Genomic DNA, 11852 nt, shown 5'->3' with positions numbered 1-11852 from the left:
ATTATAGTGTAGCAGTTTGTGTACTCTATCTCTTCTTCAGGCGATCGTTCAGCAGCGGAATAATCTTGCGGGCATCGCCAACGATACCCAAGTCGGCCACCTGGAAGATGGGCGCCCCCTTGTCCTTGTTCACCGCAACGATGAAGTCCGACTCCTCCATACCTGCTAGGTGCTGAATGGCACCCGAAATACCGAAGGCGAAGTACAGGTCGGGGCGAACGGTCTTCCCCGTCTGTCCAACCTGGCGCTCGTGACCAACGAATCCGGCATCAACCACCGCACGCGAGGCCGATACCTGAGCATGCATGGTGCTGGCAAGCCCCTTGAGCATCTCTATCCCTTCGGCATTGCTGGCAATACCGCGACCTCCCGATATCAGGATCTTTGCATCCGAGATATCCACCATATTCTTATCCTCCTTCACCGTCTTCACCAGTTTTACCCTAAACTTCTGTTTGTCGAAGCTCACCGTAACCTGTTCCACCACGCCTTGGCGGGTAGCATCCGCATCCATCGCCCTCATCACGCCGGGGCGCACGGTGCTCATCTGTGGGCGGTGCTCCTTGCACACGATGGTCGCCATCAGGTTGCCGCCAAAGGCAGGGCGGGTCATCATCAGCTCCTTCTCCTCCGAGATCTCCAAGCGGGTGCAGTCGGCGGTAAGACCTGTCGATAGGCGGGCCGATAGGCGAGGGCCAAGGTCGCGGCCAATGGTGGTGGCGCCAATCATAACGATGTCGGGCTTGCGCTCGTTTACTATTTGGCAGATGGCCTGGGCGTATGGCTCGGTGGTGTACTCGGCCAGTTCGGGCGCATCCATGCAGAGCACTACGTCGGCTCCGTAGGCAATCAGGCCTTTAGCCTTTTCGGCGATGTTGCTGCCCGGGAAGATGGCGTAAACCTTTTCGTTAAGCGCATCGGCAAGGTCGCGAGCTTTGCCCAGCAGCTCCAGCGATACGTGCTGCACCTTACCCTCTCTCTGTTCTACGAAGACGTAAACGCCCCTATACTGTGCTTTGTCCATTGCTAGCGGTTTAGATGATAAACTTTTCTTTTAATTTTCTGATGATGATGCCAACAGCCTCTTCAGCATCCACCTCGTACTGCTCGCCTGGAGCCTTAACGCCACGGGTAAACGCCTTGTGAACGCGGGTAGGAGAGCCCTTAAGGCCAAGCACACCCTCTTCCACGTCGATGTTGTCGGCGCCCCAAATCTCCACCTCGCGGTTGTAGGCTTCTACCACACCTCGTACGCTCATGTAGCGGGGCTGGTTGGCCGACGATAGTACGGTAACCACGCAAGGGCTCTCAACCTCGAGGATTTGGTAGCCCTCTTCGGTTGCCCTACGCATGGTAAAGGTCTTGTTCTCGTCAAAGCTAATCTGCTCGAGGTAGGTTACCTGAGGTAGGTCTAGGTGCTCGGCAATCTGTGGGCCAACCTGTGCGGTATCGCCATCGATAGCCTGGCGTCCGGTGATTAGCAGGTCGAACTCCAGCTTACGAAGTGCCCCTGCAAGCGCATGAGAGGTAGCAAGGGTATCGGCACCTGCAAACTTACGGTCGGTAAGCAGGATGGCACGGTCAGCTCCCATGGCAAATGCCTCACGCAGCACGGCATCGGCTTGTGGTGGTCCCATGGTGATAACCGTTACGTGTGCGCCATGCTTTTCCTTTAGCTCCAGCGCCATCTCCAGCCCGCTCTTATCGTCAGGGTTCATGATGCTGGCAACCCCATCGCGGATAAGCGTTCCCGTGGTTGGGTTTATCTTGATTTCGGTAGTATTGGGTACCTGCTTTATGCAAACTACAATTTTCATTGTCTTTCTTTTATTTTGTTTGATAATGTCAGCTCTGATGTTATGAGCAAATGATGTTTTGAAACTATTCCCCTCCTTTTTAAGGAGGGGTGCCCGAAGGGCGGGGTGGTTTTTCAAAAATAAGTGACAACCACCCTCGACTACGTCGCTTCTTCCTCTAGGACGGGAGAAGTTGCGCTGATTTTACTTTCTGCAAATCATTCGGGATTCGATTTTCAATGTTCAATGCTAATCGAGCTGACTCCATCACTAATTGTATTCTACTTAAATAGCGATGCTGCAATAACCATACGCTGTACCTCCGAGGTTCCCTCGTAGATCTCGGTAATCTTGGCATCGCGCATCATGCGCTCTACTGGATATTCGCGGGTGTAGCCGTATCCACCGTGGAACTGAACTGCCTTGTTGGTAACCTCCATTGCCGTTTCGGCAGCAAAAAGTTTAGCCATGGCTGCATCAACAGAGTAGGGCATGCCTGCATCCTTTTTGTAGGCTGCTTGACGTACCAGCAGGCGTGCGGCCTGAGTCTTTGTTTCAAGATCGGCCATTTGGAACTGGGTGTTCTGGAAGGCGGCAATCGACTTGCCAAACTGCTTGCGCTCCTTGGCGTACTTCACGGTTTCGTTGATGGCACCCTGAGCGATGCCTAGCGCTTGCGATGCGATACCGATACGGCCGCCGTCGAGGGTCTTCATGGCGATGCCAAAGCCTCCATGAAGCTTACCCAGCATGTTCTCCTTTGGAACAATGCAGTTCTCCATAATCAGCTCGCAGGTTGCCGAACCGCGGATACCCATTTTCTTCTCCTTCTTTCCAACCGAGAAACCAGGGAAACTCTTCTCTACAATAAATGCCGAAATCCCTTTTACCCCTTTCGTCTTATCGGTCATGGCAAAGATGATGTACACGTGGGCGTACTCGGCGTTGGTAATAAATATCTTGCTTCCGTTAAGAATGTAGCTGTCGCCATCTTCAACGGCGGTAGTTTGCTGCGACGAGGCGTCTGTTCCGGCATTAGGTTCGGTAAGGCCAAAGGCGCCGATCCACTCTCCCGAAGCAAGTTTTGGAAGATACTTGCGCTTTTGCTCTTCGGTGCCATGCTCCATAATTGGCGCAGCGCAAAGCGATGTGTGCGCCGATACAATTACCCCTGTGGTTGCACAGGCGGCCGAAAGTTCCTCAACCGCCATGCTGTAAAGCTGGTTGGTTCCACCGGCTCCGCCGTATTCAATAGGAACAGGAATTCCCATTATCCCAAGCTTCGCCATCTTTTTCACCGTTTCCAAGGGGAAAAACTCCTGCTCGTCAACTTCGGAGGCAAGGGGCTTCACCTCCTTTTCGGCAAATTCCCTAATCATCTGAAGAAAGAGGGATTCCGTTTTTGTTAAGCTAAAATCCATGCTGTTATTTCGTTTAAATCCAATCCATATCTATGTAAAAAATCCAAACCCTCTACTTAGAATATCGGATTTGGATTTATGGTACGTCCTTGATAAGATCTCTTTATTTCGATCTCAAAAGTATAAAAATGTTATTGAAATAACAGTGAATCGTGTAAAATTAAAGTTGAAAATTGAATAAATGCTTACAATGTGTTATATGGTCATGCCGCCATCTACGCTAAGTGTAGCTCCGTTGATATAGGCTGCTTCATCCGAAGCAAGGAATAGGTATGCTGCGGCAATCTCCTCTGGTTGTCCAAGCCTGCCAATAGGTACTTTGCTCTTCATGCCGTCGATTACATTTTCGGGCATTTTGGCTACCATTTCGGTGGCAATGAATCCTGGTGCAATTGCATTTACGGTGATGCCTTTTCTTCCAAGCTCGCGAGCCCAGGTCTTGGTCATGCCAATAAGTCCAGCCTTGGTTGCCACGTAGTTGGTTTGACCGAAGTTGCCGTATAGCGCTACCACCGACGACGCGTTAACGATACGTCCGTAGTTCTTTTCCACCATGTACTCCGATATAATTTTTGTACAGTAGAAAACGCCAGTAAGGTTAACGTCGATTACCTGTTGCCACAGTTCTGGAGTCATCTTTTTAAGTGTGCTGTCGCGGGTAATTCCTGCGTTGTTGATAAGGATATCAATCCTGCCGAACTTCTCGATTACCGCTTTGGTTGCAGCCTCTATCTCTTCGTACTTTGCGGTGTTAACCTTGGCGAAGGTTGCTTTTTTCCCTTCGCTGCAAAGCTGCTCGGCAAGAGCGGTGCCTCTAGCTTCGTCCAAGTCCCAAATAATGGCTGTAGCACCTTCGCCAGCAAAACGGGTTGCCGTTGCTGCGCCAATTCCTGCTGCGCCACCCGTGATGATGGCAACTTTATTCTCAAGTCTTTTCATCGCTTTTCTATTAGGTTAAACGAATTGCTTATCATGCTTTAGCTTGGCATTGCCGATGATGCAGGCCACACCCTGGCTGTTTTGCAGGGTGCAGCTTATAATTCCGACATGCTTTTCGGTGTTTACCTCTAGAACTTCGAAGCGGGCTTCGTAGGGTTCGTCCACAAAAATTGGCGCAAGAAACTTCATCTCCTGCGATAGGTAAATGGTGCCTTCGCCGGGGAAAAGGGTTCCAAAAACTTTGGAGAAAACGGCCCCAGAAAGAAAACCGTGCACAATTGGTCGCTTAAAAATAGTATTAGCAGCATAGGTTGCATCAAGGTGGATAGGGTTGCAGTCGCCGGTTATTTTGGCAAACTTAACAACATCCACCTGCTTAAATTCGACGCTATGCGTGTAAACATCTCCTTGCTTAATCATGGGTGTTTCCGATTTATGATGGGGATGTTATTCTACCTTCTTAAGGATTACAGCAGTTCCCATACCTCCACCGATGCAAAGCGATGCCAAGCCGTACTGCTTGTTGCTCTTCATCATTTCGTGAACAAGGCTAACGGTAATGCGGTTGCCCGATGCACCAATAGGGTGACCTAGCGCAATGGCTCCTCCGTTTACGTTGGTGTGCTGCTTAATCCAATCCTCGGTTACGGCATGGTCTGTAGAAAGCTGACGGATTACGCCAAGCGATTGTGCTGCGAATGCCTCGTTAAGCTCAAGGATGTCCATATCCTTAAGGTTCATGTTGGCCTTCTTAAGCGCCTTTGCAATGGCAGGCACAGGCCCCATTCCCATTATCGATGGCTCAACGCCGCCTTGTCCGGTGGCAACAATTTCTACAAGAGGGGTAAGGTTGTACTTGGCAACAGCCTCTTCCGATGCTAGAAGAACAAACGAAGCGCCATCGTTAATGCCTGATGCATTCCCTGCGGTAACGGTTCCATCCTTCTTGAAGGCTGGTTTAAGGTTGGCCAGCTTTTCGGGGCTAGTTGTGCGGTTTACGAACTCATCGGTATCGAAGGAGACCATCTCCTTACCAATTTTTACGGTGATAGGAACAATTTCATTCTTGAATCGTCCTTCGTCGATGGCAGTTGCTGCCTTTACCTGCGAGTTGTAGGAGAATTCGTCCTGTTCCTTACGTGTGATACCATACTTTTCGGCAACATTCTCAGCGGTGATGCCCATGTGGTAGCCTTCGAAGGCATCTGTGAGGCCATCGGTAACCATGTGGTCAATTGCCTTGAAATCGCCCATCTTATTTCCATTACGGAGGTTTCCGGGCAGCACGTATCCGGCGTTAGACATCGACTCAGTGCCTCCTGCCAATACTATTTCTGCTTCACCTGCTTTTATGTGGGTAGCACCATCTAGGACGGCCTTCATTCCGCTACCACAAATCATGTTTATTCCGTATGCGGGTACTTCAACAGGTATTCCGGCCTTAACGGCAGCCTGACGGGCAATGCCTTGCTTGTATCCAGCCATCAGAATGTTTCCAACGATTACCTCGTCGATGGTGGCGGGGTTTATCTTAGATTCGGTGATGATGTTCTTAATAACTTCTGCGGCCATATCAGCAGGCGATACGCTGCTGAGGCTTCCCAAAAACTTGCCGACAGCGGTGCGCTTGGCGGCAATAATGTAAACTTTACTCATAGGGTTAGCTTTGTATTGGTTTGATGTCTTTTGGAATAATCAGCGTTGCCTCGGTGGCTGCCTGTACCTCTTCAACCGTAAACTCGGGGTTGATCTCCTTGAGGACGATGCCTTCTGGGGTAATCTCCATAACGCCCATTTCGGTGATGATGATGTTTACCTGGCCAGCAGCGGTAAGTGGAAGGTTGCACTGCTTCATAATCTTATGCGCACCTTTAGCGGTGTGCTCCATGGTAAGGATCACCTTTTTTGCACCAATAAGCAGGTCCATGGCGCCACCCATTCCTGGGGTTTTCTTTCCGGGGATCATCCAGTTCGCAAGGTTTCCCTTCTCGTCAACCTGAAGGGCACCGAGGATGGTAACGTCAACGTGCCCACCACGGATAATGGCAAAGGAGGTGGCGCTGTCGAAGCTCGATGCTCCAGGTATTGCCGAGATGTAGCCTCCTCCGGCGTTAACCATTTCAAGGTTTTCTTCGCCGGGAGCAGGCTCGGGACCAATCCCTAGCAATCCGTTTTCTGACTGTAGAATCACCTTTACGTTGGCAGGTACGTAGTTGGGTACAAGCGTGGGAAGCCCAATTCCTAGGTTCACCACATCGCCATCATTAAGTTCGAGGGCTGCTCTACGAGCAATTACCTCTCTGATTTGGTCTTTATCCATTTAGGGTAGGTTTTTATTTCTTTGAATACAGACATTAGACGCTAGATTTTAGATGTTAGATAGAGTGGTGTTCTCGAAGTTGGTTGTGTAGGGACGGGTTGGCCGTTTCTACTTCCTATAACTTTGTCTAACTTCTGAAATAACTTCGTCTAGCTCCTATTTGTTTAATCTTCTATCTAACTCTTGAGCGGCAAACGAGGCCACATCGTCGGCGTAGGAGTTCATGCCGAAGCCGGCGTCGTAGCCCAGCTCTTTGGCCAGCTCGTGGGTGATGCGTGGTCCTCCGCAAGCGAGGATAACCTTGTCGCGAAGCCCTTCCGCCTCGAGCATCTCTACCAGCTCCACCATGTTCTTGATGTGGACGTCCTTTTGGGTGACGGTTTGCGATACCAGTAGCACGTCGGCCTTCATCTCGATAGCCTTGGCGATAAACTCGTCGTTGGGAACTTGGCTGCCCATGTTCAGCGCCTCGAACATCTCGTAGCGCTCCAATCCGTAGTGACCGGCATAGCCTTTCATGTTCATGATGGCGTCGATACCTACGGTGTGGGCGTCGGTGCCGGTGCTGGCGCCTACAATGACGATCTTGCGCCCGATGTGCTCCTTGATGAACTGGTCGGTTTCGTGCATGTCCATGGTGGTCGATTCCACCTTTGGAACGTATATGTTGGTGTAGTCTACGGTGTGGGTGCAGCTGGCGTAGCAGTTGAAGAAGGTGAAGCCTTCGGTTAGCTCCTTAAAGAAGACCACCTGGGGGTTCTCCAATCCCATCTTTTTCATCAGCTGCTTGGCGGCCTCAACGGCTTCGTCGCCTGCCGGAACGGGTAGGGTGAAGCTGAGCTGCATCTTACCGTCGTTCATCGTATCGCCGTAGGGCTTTATATTTTTTAGGTCGAGCGTTTTGTCAAATTCGCTTGCCTCCATCGAGTATAATCCTCCGCTCATGCTAGCTCCTGTTTTTCATTAGTTCAATAAATGGGTTGATGTAGTTGGTGCCCTTTTCGGCAACGCCGTTCAAGCCCTTTCCTCCGTTCTTTGGGCGCTTTACGTTGGCAAAGATTCCCTTCTCCAGCGCGGTAAACAGCCCTTCCTTATCCAACTTTTCGAGCAGCTCAACCGCTTCGGCGAGCACCTGCTGGGCACGCTTGCGGATGATGCCATCCTGCTTAAACTCCATCTCGTCGCCAATGCTCTTCATGTTGCTGAAGATGTACTTGGCGTTCTCGATGGCTAGGTAGCGGTCGGACATGAAGGGGGTGTGGATGGCCTCGGTAATCATCCCTAGCAGCTGAATGCCCTGGCCGGTCCAAATGGAGATCTGGTTGAAGAGCGCATCCTGAATCTGTCCCTTGAACACGTTTCCGGTCATGAACTTGGTAGGTGGCATGTACTTCAGCGGTGCCTTGGGGAATATCTCGCGGGTCATTTGGGCCTGTGCCAGCTCGTAGAGGAAGCCGTTCTCGAGGTCGGGGGTCATTTCGAAGGCGTGGCCTAGGCCCATCTGCTCCTCGGGTAGCCCGGCCAGTAGGGCCAGCTGCTCGTTAACGAGGTCGGAGGCTAGGACGGTGTGCGCCTCGTCGAAGGCGTCGGCGGTGGTGAGGTAGTTGTCCTCGCCGGTGTTGATGATCACCCCGGCAAAGCCGTTGATCACCCTGGAGAAGTACTGGTCGACCAGCGTGCGCTGCATGTTGATGTCGCGGAAGAGGATGCCGTAGAGGGCGTCGTTGAGCATCACATCGAGCCCTTCGATGGCGCCCATGGCGGCAATCTCGGGCATGCATAGGCCGGAGCAATAGTTGCACAGGCGGATGTAGCGGCCAACCTCCTCGCCAACCTTATCGAGCGCGGTACGCATGATGCGGAAGTTCTCCTGGGTGGCGAATGTGCCGCCAAAGCCCTCGGTGGTTGCCCCGTAGGGTACGTAGTCGAGCAGGCTTTGGCCCGTGGTACGGATTACGGCAATGATGTCGGCACCTTGACGGGCGGCGGCTTCGGCCTGCACCACATCCTCGTAGATGTTACCTGTGGCAACAATCACGTAGATGTAGGGCTTGCTACCCTCACCAATGGTGTTGAGGTAGTTTTCGCGGCGGGTACGGCGCGCTTTAATTCGGTTGATGGCAGCGTTGATATGGGGTTCAAGTGCCTTGTTGATTTCCGCTTTGGAGTGGATGGGCAGCGTGGTGATGTCGAGTTTGCTGGTGGCAATCTGCTCGGCAAGCTGCTGTGGGGTTAGCCCCGTTTCGGCGATGGCGTTGCCGATGAAGAACATTACGCCTTCGCTTAGCACGCCCTTCTCCTTTAGCTCGTCTACCACCACGTTGGGTAGCGGTACCTCGTTTTCGTCGACGTTGTCGATGCCGAGTAGGCGGCAAAGGGTTCGTTCAACGGCAACCGTGGTATAGTTTTCCACGAAAAGCTGCACGTCGTCGGCAATCTTCTTTGCCACACCCTTCGCGTAGCTAACGGTGTTGTAGTCGAGTCCTAGCTTACTATTTTGTATCATGTTGCTTTGTTTTCTTTTTCATCTCTAAATTTTCATTCGGCTTCGCCGATTGCCAACTTTCATGTTAAGATCGCCATCCTTCGCTTCAAGTTTGCCGATCTTCGCTTCAGGTTTGCCGTCCTTCACTTCAAGATCGCCGTCCTTCACTTCAAGTTTGGCAATCTTCACTTCAAGTTTGATGATCTTCACTTGAAGTTTGTCGATCTTCATTTCAAGTTTACCGATCTTCATTTGAAGTTTGGCGTTCTTTACCTCAAGTTTGGCGTTCTTCACTTGAAGTTTGCCGTCCTTCGCTTGAAGTTTGCCGATCTTCACTTGAAGTTTGCCGATCTTCACTTGAAGTTTGCCGTCCCTCACTTCAAGTTTGGCGATCTTCGCTTCAGGTTTACCGATCTTCACTTGAAGTTTGTCGATCTTCATGTTCAGATCGTCGTTCTTTACCTTCTAGCGATTGTCTGGCTCTATCTGGCTGCTCTCGTCCATCGCCTTTTGGGCCAATTCCAGCAGCTCGTCGTCGACGCCCAAAAGCGAGGCTATGCGCAGCGCCTCCTGCGGGACGTGGCCGCTGTCGTCGTCGACCAGCGAGTAGTCGATGAAGCTGCTGAGGTTATCGATGGTAACTGCCTCGGCGATGCCATCGATGAAGCCCCTCACGCGGAGCCTGTGGCAGCTGGTTTTTACCCCGCTGTAGTGGGTGGTGATGATTCCGCGGATGCCCATGCCGTTAAGCAGGTTGGCCGTAGCGCTCACTATCGCCTTCCCCTCGGTGGGGTTGGTGGTTCGGGCCAGCTCGTCGATGAGGACGAGCTGCTTCTTGTCCGATTTTGCTGCGGCCACAATGTGACCGATATTAAGGATCTCGGCGGCAAATGCCGAAAGCCCCTTCAGTTCCGACTGCTCGTCGCCGATGCAGGTCATGATGCGGTTTACCAGGCACACCGAAGCCGTTGCTGCGGGAACAAAGAAGCCGAGTTGGCACAGGTACTGGCACAGGGCAACGGTTTTCAGCATCACGGTTTTGCCGGCCATGTTGGCGCCGGTTATCAGGCAGATGCTGCGGTCGAGCGATATGTCAACGGGCTGGTAGCGCCTGCCCTGCTGCTCGAGCCGCTCCTTTAGCTGCGGGTTGAAGATGCCCTGGTAGGCGGTAACCCTATCCGATAGGGTAGGGCGTACCAGCATCATATCCTTTGCCTGGCGGGCTTTGGCGATGAGGATGTCGAGCTTTCCGGTGTGCTCCAGCGACTGCCTTAGCAGCGCCGCCATTGCACCTAGCTCGTTGGATAGCCGCTCGCGGATGGTGTCCTCTATGGCGTTGGCCTTTTCGAGCAGGTGGCTGATGTCGCCATCGTCGGGTTGCCTTTTTATTTCCTTACGGATTGCCGATAGCTCGGCAGAGTAGGCGTCGTAGATGTAGAACGATGGGATGCGGTTGCCGTCGGGGTCGAGCAGGGCGATGACGCCCTCAAGGTTGGAAAGATCGATGGGGGAGATGCCGCTGCTGATGGCTATCTGGCGGATCTCGGTGGCGACGATGGCGTAGTGCTTAACCTCGAATAGCTCGATGTCGTCGAGCACCTGTCCGCGCTCCATATTCTTTAGGGTTCCCTTGATATCCCTGATTTGGGCGAGCTTTACCCGTATCCGATCCGTAGCCGCAAGAGCAGCGCCGTTGCCCAGCAGGTCGAACACGTGCTGGAGGTTCGATTGCTCGCGCTCCACCTCCTCCTTTACGGTCATCAGCTCAGTGGCAAGCAGCATCCGCCGTCCAACGCTCGATTGGATATCGAGCCTGTCGACCATGTAGCGTAGCCCGCCAACTTCTTCTATGAAACTCTTTAGCTGCATCTCAAATCTGTCTTACATCGTATACAGGCACCTGTAGCGCCTGCTGCATCTCTTTCCTCAGCACCTCCGAGTCGAGCACGTAGCCCTCGGGCGAGGTGGGGTTAACGCAAACGGCAATTAGCCTGGTTTTCTGCAGCACCTTAATGGTTCCACCTTTTTTGACGAAGGCGTTGTAAACCTCGGGCGTTGCAAATATCCGGGTGAAATCGCGCGCTACCAGCGTTATATCTTTTGCGTTCTTCTGGCTTTTCAGATGGCTTAGCAGCTTATCGGTGATGGCGCCGTTAACCACTATCGTGGTGCCAAATCGGAGCAGCTCCTCTCTGGCCTTTTCGAGCATGTACACCGATGCAACCCCTAAGTCGTGGATGTCTCCACCGTTATCAATAGCCCAAATGCCTTTTTCGATTCCAACGAATTGCTCCTTTACCGCTGCATCCACCTCGTCAATGCCGATTAGGTCGAACAAGAACTTGGTTTTGCGCACCAGCTGCGGGATGTTGGCCGATACGGCTGCACCTGTGGCCAGTATCATGGCGTCGGTAACAGCAGGCGAGGCTAGGCTTATTCGCGAAAGCGCCCCATCGACAATGGTAAGGTCGATGCCGCTTTCCCTCATCTTACCGATCATCTGCTTTAGCCCAGCAGTTTCGGGTGCTCCCGATATCAGCACTTTGCCAGCGGTTACCGCTCTGGCCGTAACCAGCCGCCCTAGCGATGTTGCGCGCTGGCTCACATCGAGGATTTCCGATACCAGCTGCTTCTGCTTGTAGTGCTTCTCGGTGGTGACAAATACCATCCCCTCGTAAACGGTTACTTCGGGTTTTGGCGTTTGGCATACCTGGTCGCGGGTTTCCCCATCTATACCGATGGAGGTTAGCGCCACCTTTACGTTGCAATCTTTTAGCCTACTGAGGACATAGTTAAGGCACTCGGTTTTCCCCGTATTCTTCTCCAAACCTACAATGGAGAGGCTTCTGTGCTTAAGTATGTCCTCAATAAAAGGCATTTAGTTCAAGGCT

12 protein-coding genes are annotated in these 11852 nt (G+C 52.3%); all 12 read right to left on the bottom strand.

The features are described from left to right. Positions 1–25: 25 nt before the first annotated feature. Positions 26–1024 (bottom strand): electron transfer flavoprotein subunit alpha/FixB family protein, encoded by a 999-nt coding sequence (locus ACHZA1_RS02215; RefSeq protein WP_320053608.1) that lies wholly within the window; start codon positions 1022–1024, stop codon positions 26–28. Between the two features lie 10 nt (positions 1025–1034). Beyond that, entirely contained in the window at positions 1035–1817 is a 783-nt protein-coding gene (locus tag ACHZA1_RS02210; protein ID WP_320053607.1) for an electron transfer flavoprotein subunit beta/FixA family protein, read from the bottom strand. Positions 1818–2077: 260 nt separating this feature from the next. Then, a complete protein-coding gene (locus ACHZA1_RS02205; RefSeq protein ID WP_320053606.1) occupies positions 2078–3217 on the bottom strand; it encodes an acyl-CoA dehydrogenase in 1140 nt (379 codons plus the stop codon). 195 nt (positions 3218–3412) lie between these two features. Then, on the bottom strand, positions 3413–4156 hold the full coding sequence (fabG, locus tag ACHZA1_RS02200; protein WP_320053605.1) for a 3-oxoacyl-ACP reductase FabG: 744 nt from the start codon (positions 4154–4156) through the stop codon (positions 3413–3415). Between the two features lie 15 nt (positions 4157–4171). Then, positions 4172–4576 (bottom strand): MaoC family dehydratase, encoded by a 405-nt coding sequence (locus ACHZA1_RS02195; RefSeq protein ID WP_320053604.1) that lies wholly within the window; start codon positions 4574–4576, stop codon positions 4172–4174. Between the two features lie 27 nt (positions 4577–4603). After that, entirely contained in the window at positions 4604–5812 is a 1209-nt protein-coding gene (locus ACHZA1_RS02190; RefSeq protein ID WP_320053603.1) for an acetyl-CoA C-acetyltransferase, read from the bottom strand. Positions 5813–5816: 4 nt separating this feature from the next. Continuing rightward, complete coding sequence (locus ACHZA1_RS02185; protein WP_320053602.1) at positions 5817–6476, bottom strand: 3-oxoacid CoA-transferase subunit B; 660 nt, start codon at positions 6474–6476, stop codon at positions 5817–5819. A 156-nt stretch (positions 6477–6632) separates the two neighbouring features. Beyond that, on the bottom strand, positions 6633–7421 hold the full coding sequence (locus ACHZA1_RS02180) for an OAM dimerization domain-containing protein (protein WP_320053601.1): 789 nt from the start codon (positions 7419–7421) through the stop codon (positions 6633–6635). Between the two features lies 1 nt (position 7422). Beyond that, on the bottom strand, positions 7423–8979 hold the full coding sequence (locus ACHZA1_RS02175; protein WP_320054939.1) for a lysine 5,6-aminomutase subunit alpha: 1557 nt from the start codon (positions 8977–8979) through the stop codon (positions 7423–7425). Between the two features lie 27 nt (positions 8980–9006). Beyond that, a complete protein-coding gene (locus ACHZA1_RS02170) occupies positions 9007–9402 on the bottom strand; it encodes a DUF4097 family beta strand repeat-containing protein (RefSeq protein ID WP_320053600.1) in 396 nt (131 codons plus the stop codon). A 24-nt stretch (positions 9403–9426) separates the two neighbouring features. Next, entirely contained in the window at positions 9427–10830 is a 1404-nt protein-coding gene (locus ACHZA1_RS02165) for a DNA mismatch repair protein MutS (RefSeq protein ID WP_320053599.1), read from the bottom strand. A 1-nt stretch (position 10831) separates the two neighbouring features. Next, on the bottom strand, positions 10832–11839 hold the full coding sequence (locus ACHZA1_RS02160; RefSeq protein WP_320053598.1) for a hypothetical protein: 1008 nt from the start codon (positions 11837–11839) through the stop codon (positions 10832–10834). Positions 11840–11852: the final 13 nt, after the last annotated feature.

It is taken from the genome of uncultured Acetobacteroides sp., assembly GCF_963667355.2.
Lineage (GTDB): Bacteria > Bacteroidota > Bacteroidia > Bacteroidales > ZOR0009 > Acetobacteroides.
The sequence above is the reverse complement of the archived record's forward strand: the minus strand, read 5'-3'. Positions and strand labels throughout refer to the sequence as shown.

Coding starts and splice junctions, on each gene's coding strand:
- ACHZA1_RS02165 (WP_320053599.1), bottom strand. CDS start 10,830: ATGCAGCTAAAGAGTTTCATAGAAGAAGTTGGCGGGCTACGCTACATG.
- ACHZA1_RS02190 (WP_320053603.1), bottom strand. CDS start 5,812: ATGAGTAAAGTTTACATTATTGCCGCCAAGCGCACCGCTGTCGGCAAG.
- ACHZA1_RS02185 (WP_320053602.1), bottom strand. CDS start 6,476: ATGGATAAAGACCAAATCAGAGAGGTAATTGCTCGTAGAGCAGCCCTC.
- ACHZA1_RS02160 (WP_320053598.1), bottom strand. CDS start 11,839: ATGCCTTTTATTGAGGACATACTTAAGCACAGAAGCCTCTCCATTGTA.
- ACHZA1_RS02170 (WP_320053600.1), bottom strand. CDS start 9,402: ATGAAGATCGACAAACTTCAAGTGAAGATCGGTAAACCTGAAGCGAAG.
- ACHZA1_RS02195 (WP_320053604.1), bottom strand. CDS start 4,576: ATGATTAAGCAAGGAGATGTTTACACGCATAGCGTCGAATTTAAGCAG.
- ACHZA1_RS02210 (WP_320053607.1), bottom strand. CDS start 1,817: ATGAAAATTGTAGTTTGCATAAAGCAGGTACCCAATACTACCGAAATC.
- ACHZA1_RS02215 (WP_320053608.1), bottom strand. CDS start 1,024: ATGGACAAAGCACAGTATAGGGGCGTTTACGTCTTCGTAGAACAGAGA.
- fabG (WP_320053605.1), bottom strand. CDS start 4,156: ATGAAAAGACTTGAGAATAAAGTTGCCATCATCACGGGTGGCGCAGCA.
- ACHZA1_RS02205 (WP_320053606.1), bottom strand. CDS start 3,217: ATGGATTTTAGCTTAACAAAAACGGAATCCCTCTTTCTTCAGATGATT.
- ACHZA1_RS02180 (WP_320053601.1), bottom strand. CDS start 7,421: ATGAGCGGAGGATTATACTCGATGGAGGCAAGCGAATTTGACAAAACG.